The organism is Paenibacillus sp. QJM3NY_38, assembly GCF_056173265.1.
Map to the genome: position 1 here is coordinate 6,255,001 of NZ_CM149665.1, position 16,528 is coordinate 6,271,528.

The 16,528-nt window shown below is 50.2% G+C and carries 22 protein-coding genes (1 of these 22 cut by a window edge); 2 read left to right on the forward strand and 20 right to left on the reverse strand.

Features of this window, described 5'->3' with window-relative positions:
• Positions 1-85, forward strand: a protein-coding gene (locus AC0VZ8_RS29080; protein WP_475485224.1) for an IS1182 family transposase (it extends 1,276 nt beyond the left edge of the window). Within the gene, positions 1-85 belong to an annotated coding region that runs on past the window's edge; the region does not span the whole gene.
• 106 nt (positions 86-191) lie between these two features.
• On the opposite strand, the gene AC0VZ8_RS29085 is transcribed toward AC0VZ8_RS29080, so the two are convergent.
• Positions 192-1,070 (reverse strand): nucleotidyltransferase-like protein, encoded by an 879-nt coding sequence (locus AC0VZ8_RS29085; RefSeq protein ID WP_220683897.1) that lies wholly within the window; start codon positions 1,068-1,070, stop codon positions 192-194.
• 187 nt (positions 1,071-1,257) lie between these two features.
• Here AC0VZ8_RS29085 and AC0VZ8_RS29090 point away from each other — a divergent pair, with 187 nt between their 5' ends.
• Positions 1,258-1,623 (forward strand): YgzB family protein, encoded by a 366-nt coding sequence (locus AC0VZ8_RS29090; RefSeq protein ID WP_071219578.1) that lies wholly within the window; start codon positions 1,258-1,260, stop codon positions 1,621-1,623.
• 130 nt (positions 1,624-1,753) lie between these two features.
• Here the strand turns inward: AC0VZ8_RS29090 and AC0VZ8_RS29095 are convergent, their stop codons facing one another.
• The 19 genes from AC0VZ8_RS29095 to AC0VZ8_RS29185 all read right to left on the reverse strand — a co-directional run bounded on the left by AC0VZ8_RS29095 (position 1,754) and on the right by AC0VZ8_RS29185 (position 16,526).
• Positions 1,754-3,469: a glycosyl hydrolase family 18 protein gene (locus AC0VZ8_RS29095; protein WP_475485225.1), complete on the reverse strand. Its 1,716-nt coding sequence runs from the start codon at positions 3,467-3,469 to the stop codon at positions 1,754-1,756.
• 116 nt (positions 3,470-3,585) lie between these two features.
• Complete coding sequence (perR, locus tag AC0VZ8_RS29100; protein WP_071219580.1) at positions 3,586-4,005, reverse strand: peroxide-responsive transcriptional repressor PerR; 420 nt, start codon at positions 4,003-4,005, stop codon at positions 3,586-3,588.
• Between the two features lie 87 nt (positions 4,006-4,092).
• On the reverse strand, positions 4,093-5,412 hold the full coding sequence (locus AC0VZ8_RS29105) for a DUF4097 family beta strand repeat-containing protein (protein ID WP_071219581.1): 1,320 nt from the start codon (positions 5,410-5,412) through the stop codon (positions 4,093-4,095).
• Positions 5,413-5,455: 43 nt separating this feature from the next.
• Positions 5,456-6,067 (reverse strand): hypothetical protein, encoded by a 612-nt coding sequence (locus tag AC0VZ8_RS29110; RefSeq protein ID WP_071219582.1) that lies wholly within the window; start codon positions 6,065-6,067, stop codon positions 5,456-5,458.
• A gap of 194 nt (positions 6,068-6,261) precedes the next feature.
• The gene (locus tag AC0VZ8_RS29115; RefSeq protein WP_071219583.1) at positions 6,262-6,975 is read right to left on the reverse strand and encodes an MgtC/SapB family protein; all 714 of its coding nucleotides are present in this window, start codon (positions 6,973-6,975) and stop codon (positions 6,262-6,264) included.
• Positions 6,976-7,024: 49 nt separating this feature from the next.
• On the reverse strand, positions 7,025-7,483 hold the full coding sequence (locus AC0VZ8_RS29120; protein WP_071219584.1) for a GNAT family N-acetyltransferase: 459 nt from the start codon (positions 7,481-7,483) through the stop codon (positions 7,025-7,027).
• A 219-nt stretch (positions 7,484-7,702) separates the two neighbouring features.
• On the reverse strand, positions 7,703-9,142 hold the full coding sequence (gene gatB, locus AC0VZ8_RS29125; protein WP_071219585.1) for an Asp-tRNA(Asn)/Glu-tRNA(Gln) amidotransferase subunit GatB: 1,440 nt from the start codon (positions 9,140-9,142) through the stop codon (positions 7,703-7,705).
• 30 nt (positions 9,143-9,172) lie between these two features.
• Positions 9,173-10,630 (reverse strand): Asp-tRNA(Asn)/Glu-tRNA(Gln) amidotransferase subunit GatA, encoded by a 1,458-nt coding sequence (gene gatA, locus AC0VZ8_RS29130; RefSeq protein ID WP_475485226.1) that lies wholly within the window; start codon positions 10,628-10,630, stop codon positions 9,173-9,175.
• Between the two features lie 20 nt (positions 10,631-10,650).
• On the reverse strand, positions 10,651-10,938 hold the full coding sequence (gene gatC, locus AC0VZ8_RS29135) for an Asp-tRNA(Asn)/Glu-tRNA(Gln) amidotransferase subunit GatC (RefSeq protein WP_071219587.1): 288 nt from the start codon (positions 10,936-10,938) through the stop codon (positions 10,651-10,653).
• Positions 10,939-11,111: 173 nt separating this feature from the next.
• Positions 11,112-11,492: an ATPase gene (locus AC0VZ8_RS29140; RefSeq protein ID WP_071219588.1), complete on the reverse strand. Its 381-nt coding sequence runs from the start codon at positions 11,490-11,492 to the stop codon at positions 11,112-11,114.
• 213 nt (positions 11,493-11,705) lie between these two features.
• On the reverse strand, positions 11,706-12,482 hold the full coding sequence (locus AC0VZ8_RS29145) for an ABC transporter permease subunit (RefSeq protein ID WP_071219589.1): 777 nt from the start codon (positions 12,480-12,482) through the stop codon (positions 11,706-11,708).
• Positions 12,479-13,402 carry an ABC transporter ATP-binding protein gene (locus tag AC0VZ8_RS29150; RefSeq protein ID WP_071219590.1) on the reverse strand — a complete coding sequence of 308 codons (924 nt, stop codon included), beginning with the start codon at positions 13,400-13,402 and terminating at the stop codon, positions 12,479-12,481. Before AC0VZ8_RS29150 ends, AC0VZ8_RS29145 begins: the two co-directional genes overlap by 4 nt.
• Positions 13,399-13,593, reverse strand: a complete 195-nt coding sequence (locus AC0VZ8_RS29155; RefSeq protein WP_071219591.1) for a PLDc N-terminal domain-containing protein — start codon at positions 13,591-13,593, stop codon at positions 13,399-13,401. Before AC0VZ8_RS29155 ends, AC0VZ8_RS29150 begins: the two co-directional genes overlap by 4 nt.
• A 35-nt stretch (positions 13,594-13,628) precedes the next feature.
• Complete coding sequence (locus AC0VZ8_RS29160; protein ID WP_071219592.1) at positions 13,629-13,838, reverse strand: hypothetical protein; 210 nt, start codon at positions 13,836-13,838, stop codon at positions 13,629-13,631.
• A complete protein-coding gene (locus tag AC0VZ8_RS29165) occupies positions 13,838-14,173 on the reverse strand; it encodes a YxlC family protein (RefSeq protein ID WP_475485227.1) in 336 nt (111 codons plus the stop codon). Before AC0VZ8_RS29165 ends, AC0VZ8_RS29160 begins: the two co-directional genes overlap by 1 nt.
• A complete protein-coding gene (gene sigY / locus AC0VZ8_RS29170; protein WP_194544576.1) occupies positions 14,157-14,702 on the reverse strand; it encodes an RNA polymerase sigma factor SigY in 546 nt (181 codons plus the stop codon). Before sigY ends, AC0VZ8_RS29165 begins: the two co-directional genes overlap by 17 nt.
• Positions 14,703-14,948: 246 nt before the next feature.
• Positions 14,949-15,140 (reverse strand): hypothetical protein, encoded by a 192-nt coding sequence (locus AC0VZ8_RS29175; protein WP_071219595.1) that lies wholly within the window; start codon positions 15,138-15,140, stop codon positions 14,949-14,951.
• A 178-nt stretch (positions 15,141-15,318) separates the two neighbouring features.
• A complete protein-coding gene (locus AC0VZ8_RS29180) occupies positions 15,319-15,957 on the reverse strand; it encodes an MBL fold metallo-hydrolase (RefSeq protein ID WP_475485228.1) in 639 nt (212 codons plus the stop codon).
• Between the two features lie 2 nt (positions 15,958-15,959).
• Positions 15,960-16,526: a thioredoxin family protein gene (locus AC0VZ8_RS29185; RefSeq protein ID WP_260069632.1), complete on the reverse strand. Its 567-nt coding sequence runs from the start codon at positions 16,524-16,526 to the stop codon at positions 15,960-15,962.
• Positions 16,527-16,528 lie beyond the last annotated feature (2 nt).

A 16,528-nucleotide genomic window follows, 5' to 3' on the forward strand; every position in this document is an offset into this window, starting at 1 on the left:
CAGGGAACAAGCTCTGATGACAGCAGCCATGCAAAACATGAAGAAGATGGCGATCCATCTGGATCGCCTGGAAAACAGGGGGTAATCCCCCCATTTCCCCTCTTGAAGTGACTACTTAGAAAGGGAGAAACCCTGTACTTTGAAAAAAGTACAGGGTTTCTCGACAATCTGAGGAGGACTCGCGTCCTTCCTTAGTCGGTGTAGTACCGGATGGCTTCTGTTCCGTAAGACCGAACTCCTCTCCACATCGGAACTTCCTTCACAAGCGATTGATAGACCAGCTTGCGCATCACGATCGGCAGCTCCTTGGATACAGGTGCCAGCTCAGGGTGGAGAATAAGCTCCTGTATCGTCCAGGGATTCCGCCGGCTTCTTAAAACGCGGAGCAGCAGCGCTGCTGAGCTCTCCAGCTTGGATATCATGGAGAATTCATAGGCCAGCAGGGCCAGCTCCACTCGCTGGCCGAGCGTTTCCGTACTGACCGTAAGTTCTTCATATAATTTGCGGACGGGTGTGTTCAATCCTGTAATCTGCTCCCAAACAGCTGATTCCGGATGAATTCCCCGCTCGATCAGTTCAAGCTGTCCCCAATGATGCAGACCTTCTAATAGAGTATGGTAAGCATCCAGGCCACGCTCTTCCTTCAAGAGCATCTTGGCATCCATATACTTTTGTAAGAAGTGGGCAAATCCAATAAACAATTTTTGCTCCCGGAACGGTTCAGCAAACCTGAGGAAATCACGGCGCAGATTGGACAGGCGATCTTGGTCGTCTTTTATGATATCTCCTTCTAGGAAGCATTTGATCAATACTTTATGTGTGCCGCTCAGGAGTTCCCGATGCAAATCGTCCAGCCCGATGCTTATCACCTGGCAGCGTTCCCCGCCTACAATAGAATGCTGGATGGGAGGCTCATCAGGTGTTCCGTCATACACGACAACAATATTGACCTCAAAATCGTAAACAAGCAATCCTTGCTGCCTTTTGTCCGAATTACGGTATGCTATCGCCCCTACAGCATCCTCATCAACCGTATTTCCATAGTAAAAAGAAAAGTTGGTTAATTCCACGTTTCCCTCCATACATTCCTTGGCGAATTTCAGCCATTTCAGTTATAATGTAATTCTACATGTCCATGTAAGTTCCTTCTTTTAGGAGATAAGATCTTATGAAGGCGATAAACGAATATATAAGATTTCATTTCTCGGTTCACGTTATTTCATAAACAACTATTTGAATGACAGGAGTTTTCGAGCCATGATCTTTAAGAACGCAAAAATCAACGCCTTCCGCACTTGGGGATTGCTGCTGACGATGCTGGGTATGGGCCTTATGGTGCTTGGTACAGCCGGAATCGTATTCTTCGGCCAAGCAGGCAAAATATTTGCCGGAATCGGATTGGTGTTTGGCCTGATTATGATGCTGGGGAGTCTCGGCATTTACTTTTGGGCGGGTATGCTATCCACAAGTGCTGTCCAAATTCAGTGTCCGGAATGCAATAAATTGACCAAGATGTTGGGTAAAACCGACCGCTGCATGTTCTGCCATACGATTTTGACACTGGATCCAAGTCAGGCCAACATCACAGCAGAAGAGCTTGAAGCCCAGCAGACCAGATCCTAAAGTGATTTGCAGAAACCTGCTACTCAATAGGATTTGCAACCTGTAAGACGATTTAAACATATAAAGAACCCGGTTATCCTCGTGATAACCGGGTTCTTTATTATGATATGAAAATAAGTCCTACTAATCTTTATTCATGTATCGTCTTCAGAACATGCCAGGTTTCCGGAATGGCAAAACTTCGGTTCCACGAAGCAATGCCGCCAAGCTTCAGCTTTTTGGCCATATTCACTCGGGATTGCAGAGAAGTGCCGTCCTCCATCCATATTTTCTTGATGGATTCTCCCTCCGTGAATTGGACATAATTCTGTCCTGTACCGGCATCAAGCGTACCTTTCACCTTCTGTTCCTTAAGCAAGGCCTGCAGCTTCTCCATTCCAATCGCTTTGGAGGACACCTTCGTCTCTCCCGCTTCGCTTGTTTCCGTCCAGACCCGTGTATATAGCGGTACGCCCAACACCAGCTTGGATGACGGTACCGCGTCCTCTTCCATGATTCGCCTTACCGACTGCTCGGCCCATGGCAGCGAGGATACGGATCCCGCTTTCGGACTCGCGGCCCAGTGCTCGTCATAAGCCATCACCATCATGTAATCAACCGTCTCTCCGAGTCGTTTCCGATCGAGAAAGAGCGACCACATCTCGCTGTTCGATTTTGGCGTAACATCGATAGAAACGATAAGCCCTCTGGCTTTGGCCAGCGGCTTCATCTCCCGGACGAACTGAACGACATGATCCTTATCTTTGGTATGAACATTTTCAAAGTCGATATTGATTCCGTCGAGTTTATATTGTTTGGCATAAGCCAGCATCTGCTCGATAATATGCGATCTTCTATCAAAAGTAGACAGCGCCTCGGTTGTCATATCCGGATCGAAGCTGTTGTCCATCAGACCCCAAACCTCCATGTTCCTGTTATGGGCCCAGCTTACATACTGCTTAACGGCTTTAGATTTGACCGTGCCTTCACCATCCACAATGCTAAACCAGGTCGGGCTGACCACATTGACACCGGGCAGTTCGCCAATGCTATCCGTGCTTGGATTTTTGTTATAAACAGCTTCCCATGCCAGATTGACCGACTTGTTCTTCCATTCCCGCTCGGCCCGCGAAGGAGTCTGCGCAAGCATCGGAATTTCCTTTACGTCCCCTAGTTTAACCTGCTCTTTAGGAACATATCCCGTATACCCGTTATCTGCCTGAACGAATAACCGCCCCGCTTCTTCACGCCATACGCGAAGCCGCTCACCGGCCGGCATGTCCAGTACAATCGGAGACTTCTTCTCCCCGCTCTCACGTAGAGCCACGGTTTCCTCAGGATTACCGGGTGCTGCTTCGGCAAGCTGAATCGAATCCCCCGCACGCATCAGAATAATGGCGCCTGTCGCCGAGTCTTCGTGAACGGTCACGCCATAATGCTGTTTGAGCGGCTTAATCGGAACATAGGCAATGCCGTCAATCAGCTTAGGTGCGTAGGGAATGGTAACCGCCTTGCCATTCAGCTCGCCCTTCGTGCTCTCCATCTTCATGCGGAATACGGATTCCGAAGTCGTTACAAGGACGGATTCTGTTTCTTCCTCATAACGAATGTTGGCATCCACGCTCTCCTGAATAACCGTTATCGGCAGCAGCAGCTCTTCGCCGGAGCCCCGGGCAGGCTGTTCCTTTAGCTCTCCCTGAACAAAAATCGGCTTGTCCATTCCACGCCAATCCGGCACGGTATAGGTCTGGTTCGGAAATAATGTGGTGACAACCCACCAAGCGCCAGCCGCGATCAACAACAACCCCAGAAAGAAAGAGCCCCCTCTCGTGCGCCTCTTCTTTCCCCGATATCTTCTTCTTGCCAAACTACTCCCCCATTTCACTCTCGCTCATTACTAACTCCTTGACGCCGAATAGCGCCCTTAAAAATAAAAACGTGTGGAATGGTTCATTCCGCACGTTTATTTATAACAACCGGCGTCTATTGGCAGGACTTGCAGAGCCCATACAGCTCCATTCGTAGTCCCTTTACTTCAAACCCGGTGCTTTTCTCCGCTTGTATTCCAACATCTTCAAGGGACGGATAGCTGAAATCTTCAATTTTACCGCAACTCTGGCATATGACATGATGATGATCCGATACGTTAGCGTCGAAACGACTCGAGTTGTCCCCGTAGGTCAGCTCACGCACCATGCCGGCTTCAATAAACATTTTTAGATTGTTGTATACTGTGGCTACGCTCATACTAGGAAAATTAGGTTCTAGAGCCCGATAAATATCATCCGCTGTCGGATGGCCCATAGATTCCACCAGATACGTTAAAATTGCATGACGTTGCGGCGTGATACGGACACCGGTCGTTTTCAGTTGTTCCAGCGCATGCTGTACGGACGTTCCCATGGTTGCCCACCGCCTTTAAGTTTAACTGGTTTTTACAAAACCTATAACGTTCTTAGACTTCATTGTACGGCGTTTCTTGGAATGTTGTCAATCCGGCAGAGGCGTCCAGCCCCCGCTGTTCCGGCCTTCCTCCTGTTCCGGATAGCTTCGGAAGATGTTCAGATTACTGTTTCCCTCTATATGAATGGAATGTTCGCCTGTACCGGATTCGCCGGAAATGGTTTTCTGTTCAATTAGAAGATTGGGCAGCGTTGTCAGAATTCTGCCATAGCTAATCGTCCCTTCAAGCTTGTAATCACCCTCGAGCGGAACGTGAAGGTTCATCTCACCAACCGCACTATACACATTCCAATCGCCACCAATGCGGGATGACCGTATAGCCACTCCACCATTGAGGGATTCAGCGCTTAATTGCGACTCTGCCCCGCTGATCAGAATGTTGCCGTTTCTCGTCTGAACCCGGATATGATCGTTCGTTCGCTTTACCGTCATATTCCCCACTTGCGTGGTCAAATCCGTTTCGCCCGTAATGTCGACGGCCAGCATATTCCCCCGGTTAGTCGACATTTTAATATGACCGGTAACGCCGCGCGCCGTCATGTCGCCATTTAAGGTCTTGCCCGTAACATTTCCGTAAATCCGATCCATCGTAATGGGCCCGTTACCGCTCTCCAGCAAAATATTCTCAATCGCTTCCACGCGGTTTAGGGTTATGGCACCGTTCATCGTCCGTATCTCAAAATTGAATCGTCGATCATCCGGAACCGCGATGTTCACATTCATACGGGGCTGCCGTTTACCCGATTCTCCATAGGCCTTCCCCTTGGACCGAATCGTAATCGTCTTGCCTTCCCCCACTTCGATCGTCGACTGCTCGGCGATCGCTTCGGCTAAACCGGGCTGCTCCTGATCGACCCATACTTCCGTCTCCACCTTGATATCGTCTACATCCTGCCTTGTGATGGAGATGTCCCCGTTTAAGTGATCGACGATGATTTTCTCGGTTTCAAGTTCAACGGGAATCTCCAGTATCGGCTTCTCGAACCGGTTACCTTCAGCTTCGCTGTAATCCACTCCCGCCGCCGTCAAATTCAGGCTCACCCGATTCCAGAGATGGAGAAAATGCTCCTGCTGGGAAATGACGAATACGGAGGCCGTAACAGCCACTGCCAGCAGAATCCCCCTCAAGTCAGGCCGAAACCGAAATTCTTTGCGTCTGCCCAAGAGACGCGACAGCGTGTACCTGACTATATATTCAACGCCGAGCAGGATAAACAACAGCGGCCACCAGCGCTGGAGCATAAATATATAATCCGTGCCTCTCCACTCGTCCAACAGCAATAAAACGCCCGTGCATACAAGCAGCAAGGCGGCTGTATATCGTCCCACTCTAATTTTATGTTTCATCCGTCTCCTCCCCTCATCGGTTATCACCGTACCACTGTATGCGTTATAGGGATTTGCCCTTGTCTCTTCGGTGGCGGAGAGCTTCCCGGATCCCCGCCCATATCCCGATAACGATCAGCATGATAGCAGAGGCTTCCGCACCATAATCGCGGATTCCTGCCTGCAGCCAAGGCGGCTTCTGGTGAAACAAAATGAGCAGCGCCCCGGTAACAACCAACATGAGGCCAAAAGCGATTCCCCGCTCACCCCGGAACGGATGATTCCGTCCTGATCCGTCCTCGGAAGCAGCAGCCGCTGCCTCACCGCGTCTTTTTCGGGAAATAATATATTCCGCTGCCTGCAGCACGTCATACACGTTATAAAAATACCCCACCGGTATCAGAAGACCCAGAACGACAAGCAGCGGTACATTGATCTGCATTCCAATGGAAGAAAAATATAAAAGCGCCGATATGTCCAGCAGCAGCAACATTATAAATGTTATCCCCTTACGGTACATACCGAGGTACAAATGACCCAGACCCGGAATGAGAGCGGCTAATAGAAGTGCGTATAATTTACGCTTTTTTCGCTGCAGCCCCGGGTGTCGCCTAACCTGGACCTGATGCCGTTTCTTCTTGCTGACTTGGGTTTGTGGTTCGGGTGTTGGATTCATAACCTTCTCGCCTCCTTCCAAACATCCTGGGACAGGCGTTGTTTTACGATGTTTTCTTTGATAGTACCCCAACAAGGAGCTGAAGTAACTGGCAAAAAACTGGATAGACCGTCCGCAGAAAGCTGGCAAAGCTACAAAAAAACGGCACCGCCGGTGGTTCAGCAGTAGCCGTTTGTTATGCTTCATTCCCTACCCTATTCAGCCGTTACCATCGTTACATGGCCGATTCCCCGCAACTGCCGGGTGATCTCCATCGGTTCGAATTTGCGATCGGTCAAGACCTGCAGCGAGATTTCGAGCCCTAATACCGCAGGCTGCAGCTCCCCGTATGCCGCACCGCTTCGTTCGTTAACGATAAGCTTCTTGATCACGAATTCCTGTTCCTCCAGAACAGCGGATATGTCATCCAAAATATTCGGCGTATTCGCTGCGTGGACAGTAATCAGATGCAGTTTGCTGCCGCGGATGTAACGCTGCTCCAGCTTATTGAAGACAACCAGATTAAGTAGAATTAACACCGTCGATACGATCGAAGCAAAATAAAAGCCGGCCCCAATCGCTAACCCCACGGCCCCCACAACCCAGATGGACGCAGCAGTGGTTAGTCCGGTAATGGATTTACCTGTAAACAGAATGGTACCGGCACCCAAGAAACCGATCCCTGTAATGACGGCCGTTGCCAAGCGCGCTGGATCAATCCGAACGTTAATTTCGTCTACAAAATCGGAGAAACCGTAAATGGATAACAGCATAATAAGCGTAGAACCCAAACATACCAATATATGCGTGCGCAGTCCTGCAGCATGGTTCGAACGTTCCCGTTCAAAACCGATCAAGCCGCCAAGCAGCATAGCCAGCAGCAATCTTAATAAAATGGATACATTATCTATCACCCAAGGATTATTCAAAAGAACGATACTCCCCTCACGTCTGCTTCAGTCGCTTATGCTTTATCATTCATTGTATATGAAGATGGAACTCGGTCAATTCCACACCTGGAGCAACCTCAAAAGCGTGATTTTTAACAAACCCGAATTTCTCATACAAGGTTACCGCAGGCGTATTGCGCGTCCCTGTTGAGACTACGAACATGGGCGCCTCCTTATAGGATTCCAACACGTGGCGGATTAATGTCCCGGCGATCCCTTTGCGAAAATGACCCGGATGGACCATCATTCGTGATATGGTGACCTGCTCCTGTTCCGGCTCGACTGCGATTGCTCCGATAAGATCGCCTTCTTCATTAATATAACCAAAAAAGGTTTCCCCGCTCGAACGGATCGTATCGAAGGTATCCTGCAGCGGAGGGATTTCCGAGAATCCGATTAATTCAGCTTCCAAAGGGTACGCCATGTGCTGCAGACTCCATATCTGCTGGACGGTATCCCTATCCTCCAAAGATAATGCTCTTATCATATATTCATCCCCTGACCAAGTTATTATAAGAAAAACGTCTATCGACGTGCGCTCAAAAGAAGAAAGACCGCGTTAAGCGGTAGTCTTTCTTGCGATATCAGGCAGCAGACCCTCCGATGTTTATACTTTCCGATATCTTAAAAAGGAACTTGCCCCTGATGCGGGGCAAGCTCCCATTACCTAAAAAACAATTCGAAGAACATGGCGGATACACGTTGATTATCCGTTCAGCACCTCTACCAGCAGTTTGTTGGCCAGCGCAGGATTGGCTTTTCCCTTACTCTCTTTCATCACTTGACCCACCAGGAAGCCGATCGCTTTCTGTTTACCTGCCTTGTAGTCCTCCACGGATTGCGGATTGTTTGCAACCACCTGCTCGACAATGCTCTTGATTGCTCCTTCATCGCTGATTTGGACAAGGCCCTTCTCCTCGACGATTTGCGCAGGCAGCTTGCCGCTCTCCAGCATCTCTTTGAAGACGGTTTTGGCGATTTTGCTGCTGATGGTTCCCTTCTCGATCAATCCAATCATCTCGCCCAGGCCTTGGCCCGTGATCTTCACTTCAGACAGCTCCAGATTGTTCGAATTCAAATAACCCAGCAAATCTCCCATGATCCAGTTCGATACGGATTTAGCATCCTTCGTATAGTTCAAGCTGTCCTCGAAGAAGTCGGCGAGCAGCTTGGACGACGTGATGACCGCAGCATCATAATCCGGCAATCCATACTCCGAAGCATAACGTGCCTTACGGGCATCCGGAAGCTCCGGAATCGTTGCACGAACGGCCTCTTTCCACTCTTCGCTAATATGCACCGATACCAGATCCGGGTCTGGGAAATAACGGTAGTCGTGCGCCTGCTCCTTCCCGCGCATGGAGAAGGTTTTTGCCTGCGCTTCGTCCCAGCGGCGGGTTTCCTGTACGATCACGCCGCCCTCATCGAGAATTTCCGTTTGCCGGTACTGCTCATATTCCAAGCCGCGCTGTACGCCGCGGAAGGAGTTCATATTCTTCAGCTCGGCCTTCGTGCCGAGTTCCTTCTGTCCCCATGGACGAAGACTGATGTTAGCGTCGCAGCGAAGCGACCCCTCTTCCATCTTCACGTCCGATACGTCGCAGTATTGCATAATCGCACGCATTTTCTCCAGATAAGCTTTGGCTTCCTCCGGCGTCGAGATCTCAGGCTCAGACACAATCTCAACCAGCGGCGTTCCTACGCGGTTAAAGTCAACCAGCGAGGCATAACCGCCATCCACGTGCGTGAGTTTACCGGCATCCTCCTCCAGATGGAGCCGGGTTATCCCGATTCGCTTCGTCTTTCCGTCCACCTCAATATCGATCCAGCCGTTCTCACCGATCGGCTGATCGTATTGGGAAATCTGGTATGCTTTCGGGGAATCCGGGTAGAAGTAGTTCTTGCGGTCAAATTTGCTGACATCGCCGATGGTGCAGTTCAGCGCCATCGCAGCCTTCATGGCATATTCCACAGCCTGGCGGTTTAATACAGGCAGCACGCCGGGATGGCCCAGACAGATGGGACATGTATGTGTGTTCGGCGGGGCTCCAAACGCAGTGGAGCAGCCGCAAAATATTTTGGAATTCGTATGCAGCTCTACGTGCACTTCCAATCCGATAACCGTTTCATATTTTGATGTAGACATCGATTGTTTCCCTCCTTCTCTGCCGCCGGTTTACAGTTCAGGCCGCCGTTTGTGGTGTTCAGTATTTTGCTCATAGGCATGCGCGACGCGCAGTACGGTCGACTCATCAAAGGCTTTGCCGATAATTTGCATACCTACAGGCAGTCCGTCCGCGAACCCGCAAGGAATACTGACTGCCGGCACACCTGCCAAGCTGACAGGAATCGTCAGGATATCATTCAAATACATCGTCAGCGGATCGTCCACCTGAGCTCCGAGCTTGAAAGCCGTAGTCGGAGCTGTAGGTCCGATGATGACATCATATTGCTCGAATACTTTATCGAAGTCCTGCTTGATAAGTGTACGGGCTTTCTGTGCCTTCAAATAATAGGCGTCGTAATAACCCGAGCTAAGCGCATAGGTACCCAGCATGATGCGGCGTTTCACCTCATCGCCGAAGCCTTGGCTGCGGGACTCATGATACAGGTCGATCAGGCTGCCTGCATTGTCGGAACGAACGCCATAGCGCACGCCGTCAAAGCGTGCCAGGTTCGAAGAGGCTTCCGAAGAAGCGAGCAAATAATATGTTGCTACCGCATAGTCGGTATGCGGGAGGGAAACTTCATCCCAGGTAGCGCCCAGCGCTTCGAGCACCTTCAGTGCGCTCAGGACGGTTTCCTTCACTTCAGCGTCAACGCCCTCGCCCAGGTATTCCTTAGGCACAGCAATGCGAAGACCGGTAACGTCTCCGGATAATGCGCTCAGATAATCGGGCACGTCCACTTTGGCAGATGTCGAATCCATCGGATCGTAACCGGCAATGGCTTGCAGGACATAAGCGGAATCTTCCACATTTTTCGTCAAAGGTCCGATCTGATCCAGCGATGATGCAAAGGCAACAAGGCCGAACCGGGATACGAGGCCATAGGTTGGTTTCAGTCCCACGACACCGCAATAAGAGGCAGGCTGCCTGATGGAGCCGCCTGTATCCGACCCCAGTGCAAAGTAGGCTTCACCTGCAGCTACGGCCGCAGCCGAGCCGCCGCTTGATCCGCCAGGTACCCGCTCTAAATCCCATGGGTTGCGCACGGGATAGAAGCTGGAATTCTCATTGGAGCCTCCCATTGCAAACTCGTCCATGTTCAGCTTGCCGATTGTCACCGTATCCGCTGCACGTAGCTTACCGACAACCGTTGCATCATAAACCGGTGTGAAATTGGACAAAAACTGACTAGCGCATGTGGTGCGAAGTCCTTCTGTCACGATATTATCCTTGATTCCGACAGGAAGCCCGAACAACAGTCCGCGCGTTCCCTCTGAAGCCAGCCTCTCATCCAAAGCCTTGGCGGATGAACGAGCGCCTTCTTCGTCCAAAGTAATAAATGCCTTCACCCGATCCTCACGTTCGGAAATACGAGTAAAAGCTTGGTCAACCAGATCGGTTACGGAAAGCTCCTTATTCTGCAGCTTATTATGTATCTCCGTTAACTTGTAATCAAACAGACTCAAGTGTGTATCCTCCCTTCAGGCTATTCCAATACAGCAGGTACTTTAATTTGATCGTCTTCTTCATCCGGTGCGTTAAGCAGCACCTTCTCGATAGGCAAGCTCTCGCGTACCTCGTCTTCTCTCATGACATTGCTGAGATGAAGCACGTGTGTAGTCGGCTCAACACCTTCTGTATCCAATTCATTTAACTTCTCGGCATATTGTAAAATCGCATTCAGTTGGCCGGTAAACATCTGCTCTTCTTCAGGCGTCAAATTCAAACGGGCCAGCTTCGCTACATGCTGAACATCCTTATCGGTAATGCTCATGGCTTTGCATCCTCCTTCATGCCCCTATCCAGTTAAAGGGGTAAAGTCTGTCACGACAACTTTTCTCATTATATTGTAGAAGCATGCAAGATTCAATCCAAACAGCTTGATGCTTGCTGCTTCGGAGCTACTTTTCCATTCCATCAAAAAAGAGTCGGCCTCAGCCGACTCTTCTAAATCCAAGCACGAAGATTCACTTGTTTGATGAAATCCGCCTGGGATATTGCTTCCTTGGTTTCTTCTTCCTCTTCAACACTTTCCAACTCGCCGTTCATCACTTGATGAAACAGCTTCTCATTATATGTCGACAGGGCGAAATCGATGAGCGCTTCCCGCTCGACCCGCTCAGCTTCCTGCTTCAACACGATTGATTCCAGCTCGACATCATCTGCCGGAACAAAAAAATTACGGTTGAGGCTCGGAATCCGAATGACGTAATCGAACGCATTGTCCGGATTTCGGTCATAGGCGATGATATAACCGTATTGACCGATTGGAAGATTCTGCTCAAAGGCGTCCGCAACGATTGTAATCTTTTCCCCTAAACGCAGCATCGTCTACCTCCTGAGTTGTCTATCCTTTTTTAAGAGATAAGAAAATATAAACTTAAGAGGCTTATCATCCTTATCTCGCAAGAAAAACTTCCGCTAAATACGGTCTCTCTTCTGATAACGTACGTCGATGACGTTTTTCTTGTCTTCATAGTCTACTAAAAAAAGATAGAGATGTCCATGTGATTCAGATAAAACCTGAATCTCCCATGAAAACTAGGATTGCGGGGACAGCGGACTCCTTCTAAGCAGCCTCGCGGCAACGATAATCGACACCGCCATAATCAGCATGGCAACGAGTATCGGTGACCACGCGCTGCTCCCTGCGCCAAGAATTCGCTCAGCGGCCATGCTGCTTAAACGACCCGGGCTCCATAGAACGCGGGAGGGCAGCAAACCGGATAAGAGCGAAAGTACGCCAGCAACTGCCAAGCTGATGAAGGCCGCAGCCGGCCCGCGAAGGACGGCACCGAGGGGCAGCACAAGCGTTACGATCCAGGCCAGCCATACAGCATATAAGCCCCCGCCGCTGGTAACCGATCCCCATTCCAAAGGACCGATGAGCTGATACGTGTAATATGCAGCACCGCCAAGTCCAATCGCAAAAGAAACGACCAGCAGCGTCATCAAGGCGGCCCATTTGGCAGACATCATGGGAATCGTGGATACCGAACGGGCGAGAACAAGCTCAGCCGTGCCGGTGGCTCGCTCCCCTGCTACCGTGTTCATTCCCGCCAGCACAAGCACCAGTAGGCCGATGGTGCTGAATTGGCTCAAGGTTGATGCCATAACATTCTCGGCGGACGGGACGGTAAATAATGCCGCCGCTTCCGGTGGCAATTCCCCGGCCATGGTCAGGATATCCGGCAAATAATAGGTGGAAACCGGCTGCATAATGCCAAGAAGCAGGAAGACTGCAGGCACCCAAATCCATTTATAGGTCCGGCTTGCCTCGAGCATTTCTTTTTGATAATAAATCCAGAACGACTTCATGAGCCCACCACCTTCATAAACATATCCTCGAGCGAAGACGTGCCTGCTTCAAAACGAAGCAGCTCGATTTCGTCATCGGCAAGCTCCTTGATTAAAGCAGCCCGTGCAACATCCATATCCGTCACCATCAGCTTGGCGCCGCGTTTGCCGAGTTCGATCTCATGCACATAAGGACGGTTCACAAGACTGTCGAGCCAAGCAACCTCCCGCTCCCCCGGTTCAACCTCAATTGATAGGACCGGCTGGCGATATTTCGTGCGAAGTTCGCTAAGCGCGCCTTTCTCCGCAATTTCCCCGTCTACCATCAGTACCATGTCATCGCAGATTTCCTCCGCATCGTGAAGCACATGGGTTGAGAACAGAACGGTGACTTCCCCGCGCAAGCGGCCCAGCAGGTCCATAACCTCACGACGCCCGATCGGATCAAGCGCCGATACCGGCTCGTCCAGCATGATCAGCTCAGGCTTATGCACCAGCGCTTGAGCAATGCCAAGCCGCTGCTTCATTCCGCCGGAGTAACCGGATATTCGGCGTTTGGCCGCCTGCTCCAGGCCAACCATTTCGATGACTTCCCGACTTCGCTTATTAGCCTCTCGTCCGGATAATCCCGACAGCTTGGCGCTGAAAGACAAGTACTCCATGCCCGACATCCAGCTGTAAAACTTCGGATACTGAGGCAAGTAACCGATCCGGTGACGCCAGCCGTTCGTTTGGGTATCGGCTGAACCATATCGGATCTCACCCCGGGTTGGAGGTATTAATCCGGCCAGCATCCGCAGTGTAGTTGTTTTGCCGGCACCATTAGGACCAAGCAGGGCCGTACAGCTTCCTCGCTGCAATTCAAATGAAATGCCCTTAACCGGCGTGATGCTTCCTATGCTTTTCGTCAATTCATGAATGCTTAAAATTTTTTCCGTCAAGCTTCCCGCCTCCCTGCAACAAAATAAGCAACGCTGCCAAGAAGGTTACCCAGCAGTATAATCAACACCCATACCCATCTCGGTCCACGTATGTTTGCTGGCTCTGCCCGAAACAAAGATATCAGCCCCGTTACTGCGAGAATGGCTTGCAGTGCAAGAATCGGCCAGATCAATCCCCAATTAATTTCCATAATAATCCCCCATGTTCCGTATATAATGAAGAAACTTAAGACTTGCGGTCATCTTTGTGGATGACGAATATCCAGTAAAAGAGCAGCGGCATCGGCATTGTCGTAGACCCCCATATCCCCCAAAACCAAGCCATCTTGCCAAGCCCCCGCTTCCTCGCATCCAAGAAAAGCCATGTCCCTTGAATCAGCACAAGCACAACGGCAAGGATGATCACTCCCAGCGGACTCTCGTTAACTTCATTCATCAGATCCCCTTCTTTCCGGCAGATCTCAGACTCTTGGAAAATACAAGAACGGAAATCCCGGCAACCATGCCGAACCCGTGAATAAACAGTAGGATCTTCGGCGCCGCCAATGCAGCCATCAATCCGCCACCAACGATAAAGAGTGAAATCAGAAGAAAGAGCAGCAATTCGTATTTCATCCGCCGCCGCTTGCGCTCCAAGGTATGAACGGCCAGCGTATGCAATCCTTCCAGGGATGGGGATGGCGCATCCTCAAACAATTGATCCACCCGCTCCATTTCTCTGGTAAATCCTTCAATCCATATTTCGTCCTCATGCTCAGGTCCTTTGACCATCGTCACCCATCTCCTTTCGCAGCTGTTTGATACCGTAGGCTGTTCGTGATTTCACCGTTCCTTCGGGAATACCAAGCATCGTTCCGATTTCATCATAGCTATAGCCGTAATAATGCTTCAGCAGGATGGCAATCCGGTGATCCTCAGATAAGCGGGATAATCCATTCAGCATATCCGTCCAATCTTCTCCCCGCCGCTCCATCTGCCAGCGCATCCGCCTTGCCGACTGAACCGCCTCCTGCTCCAGCCATTTCTTCTCCCGTTTCTTTCGCCGGGTGCTATCGATGAACAACCGGGTAGCAATGGTAATCATCCAGGAGGAGAAGGATGAAGTCCCGTTATAACGGTTCATATTCTCCATGCATCGAACAATGGTATCCTGTGCAGTATCCTCTGCAACCATCGGGTCCATCGTCACTTTTAGCAAATATTTATAAAGAAAGGAATAATGCTGCTTGAACAGCAGCGCCATAGCCGCTGCATCTCCTAATTGCGCTTGTTGTATCAAACCCTCTTCATCAGGGATCATGAAAAAATCATCACCTTCTTTCGCATTCCAAACGTAATACGATTAACAACAGCCAATCGTTCAAATGGAGTTTTATATTTATCCTGTACCGAATGATATCAATTATTAAAACCTATCATGACGGTAAGAAATTCATCGATATCTGTAAAAAACTCAAAAAAAAGCAGCCGACTAAAAATCGGCTGCCCTCTCCAATAGAAAGAATCCATTCAGTTCATGATGAGGGTGTCATGTTCGCATGTCGATCTATTGATTAAATCGTATAACCTGCAGCCGATGATGCCATGGCTGCTGCGCGATCCCTTCATCCTTCACCAGCCTGTCCCAGACAACTGAGGATATTTCCGTCTGAATCTGCCGGTGGAACTCCGGTTGTCGATCAATCGCTTCGCTTCTTGTAACACTCCCGTTCAACAGCGATAGATGATCTTTCCTCACTGGCGCTTCCCCCTAATCACGTCCATGCCAAAAAACTCCCCATAAAATAAAAGAACGCAAACCGGGATGAATTCCACAGTCTGCGTGCTTCGCAAGGGTAACAATTAATTAACCGTATTGTATCAATGTTGTCCAGGTTTGTCCAGACAAAGTTTCCCGATTTATGTCGGAAGCTATCTTATCGTCTGGCAGGAACGTAAGGATTCCGCTGCTTTTCATAACCGATGGTTGTTCGAGGACCATGGCCGGAATACACAACGACCTCATCCGGGAAGGTATACAGCGTATTTTGAATGGAATCAATCAAATCACGTTCACGGCCTCCAGGAAGGTCCGTTCGCCCAACCCCGAGACGGAACAGCACATCGCCGGAAAACAGATCATTTCCACACTTGAAGCTTACGCTTCCCGGGGAATGTCCCGGTGTATGAAAGACGCTGAAGGTATGTCCGATGAGCTGCAGCTCAAGTCCATCCGCCAAATCGTACTCAGCCGGCTCGGTGGACAGCGGTTCCGTTACCTGCGGCCACATCATCGAGCCGTTAAGCTTCGGATTGGTCAGCCATTCACTCTCCAGGGTGTGCAGGTAAACAGGACAGCCCTTCAGCTTGCGGATCTCCTCAACGCCCCCCATGTGGTCAAAATGCGCATGGGTCAGCAGGATCGCTTCAATTTCCAAATCGGCTATTCGCTTCACAAGCGGCCCTGGGTTCATGCCAGGGTCGATAATGATCGCTTTGCCTTCAACAGGTCCTGTCAGTAAATACGCATTCGTCTGTAGCGGTCCTAAATTAAAGGTTTCAATATGAAGTGTCATGATTAGAACCCTGACATCAGTTCACGCAATTCCTTAATGATGGCAGCGTGGAACTCATACCCTTCCCCGTAGGCTTGAAGAATGCTTTGCCGCGTGACGGCAAGATTGTCCTGATAGTCCGACGCTTCGCGATCCGGATTGTTCTGCTTGAACTCAATCATAAACTTCTGAACATGCGCCGGACGCGGTCCCCACGTGCCGAGAACATGTCCCCCGGTATCCGAAATGATAACAACCGGAATGGAACGGGCACCCATGGTCAGGAACTGATCCATGACGTCCAGATTCTCTTCCATAATCAGCACCTCCGTCTCAATTCCCGCGGTCTCCATCGCGCGAAATACGACAGGGATATTGCGCGCAACATCGCCGCACCAATCCGCTGCCAGAATGAGGACCCGCAGATCATCCCTGAAATTGAGGCTTTCAAAAAACTCTTTATCCTCTTCACTCTCCCAGACAAACTGTGCATATCCTGCCTTGAACGTCTCCTGGTTCTTCTGCATGCCGTCCATAAATTGCTGTGGAGATATGCCTGTCCCCAAATGATTTGCCATATTCATACTCATTC

Coding starts and splice junctions, on each gene's coding strand:
- AC0VZ8_RS29145 (WP_071219589.1), bottom strand. CDS start 12,482: ATGAAGTCGTTCTGGATTTATTATCAAAAAGAAATGCTCGAGGCAAGC.
- AC0VZ8_RS29140 (WP_071219588.1), bottom strand. CDS start 11,492: ATGCTGCGTTTAGGGGAAAAGATTACAATCGTTGCGGACGCCTTTGAG.
- AC0VZ8_RS29155 (WP_071219591.1), bottom strand. CDS start 13,593: ATGGAAATTAATTGGGGATTGATCTGGCCGATTCTTGCACTGCAAGCC.
- AC0VZ8_RS29165 (WP_475485227.1), bottom strand. CDS start 14,173: ATGGTCAAAGGACCTGAGCATGAGGACGAAATATGGATTGAAGGATTT.
- perR (WP_071219580.1), bottom strand. CDS start 4,005: ATGGGAACGTCCGTACAGCATGCGCTGGAACAACTGAAAACGACCGGT.
- sigY (WP_194544576.1), bottom strand. CDS start 14,702: ATGATCCCTGATGAAGAGGGTTTGATACAACAAGCGCAATTAGGAGAT.
- AC0VZ8_RS29105 (WP_071219581.1), bottom strand. CDS start 5,412: ATGAAACATAAAATTAGAGTGGGACGATATACAGCCGCCTTGCTGCTT.
- AC0VZ8_RS29180 (WP_475485228.1), bottom strand. CDS start 15,957: ATGACACTTCATATTGAAACCTTTAATTTAGGACCGCTACAGACGAAT.
- AC0VZ8_RS29185 (WP_260069632.1), bottom strand. CDS start 16,526: ATGAGTATGAATATGGCAAATCATTTGGGGACAGGCATATCTCCACAG.
- gatB (WP_071219585.1), bottom strand. CDS start 9,142: ATGTCTACATCAAAATATGAAACGGTTATCGGATTGGAAGTGCACGTA.
- AC0VZ8_RS29120 (WP_071219584.1), bottom strand. CDS start 7,483: ATGATAAGAGCATTATCTTTGGAGGATAGGGATACCGTCCAGCAGATA.
- AC0VZ8_RS29090 (WP_071219578.1), top strand. CDS start 1,258: ATGATCTTTAAGAACGCAAAAATCAACGCCTTCCGCACTTGGGGATTG.
- AC0VZ8_RS29110 (WP_071219582.1), bottom strand. CDS start 6,067: ATGAATCCAACACCCGAACCACAAACCCAAGTCAGCAAGAAGAAACGG.
- AC0VZ8_RS29160 (WP_071219592.1), bottom strand. CDS start 13,838: ATGAATGAAGTTAACGAGAGTCCGCTGGGAGTGATCATCCTTGCCGTT.
- gatC (WP_071219587.1), bottom strand. CDS start 10,938: ATGAGCATTACCGATAAGGATGTTCAGCATGTAGCGAAGCTGGCCCGT.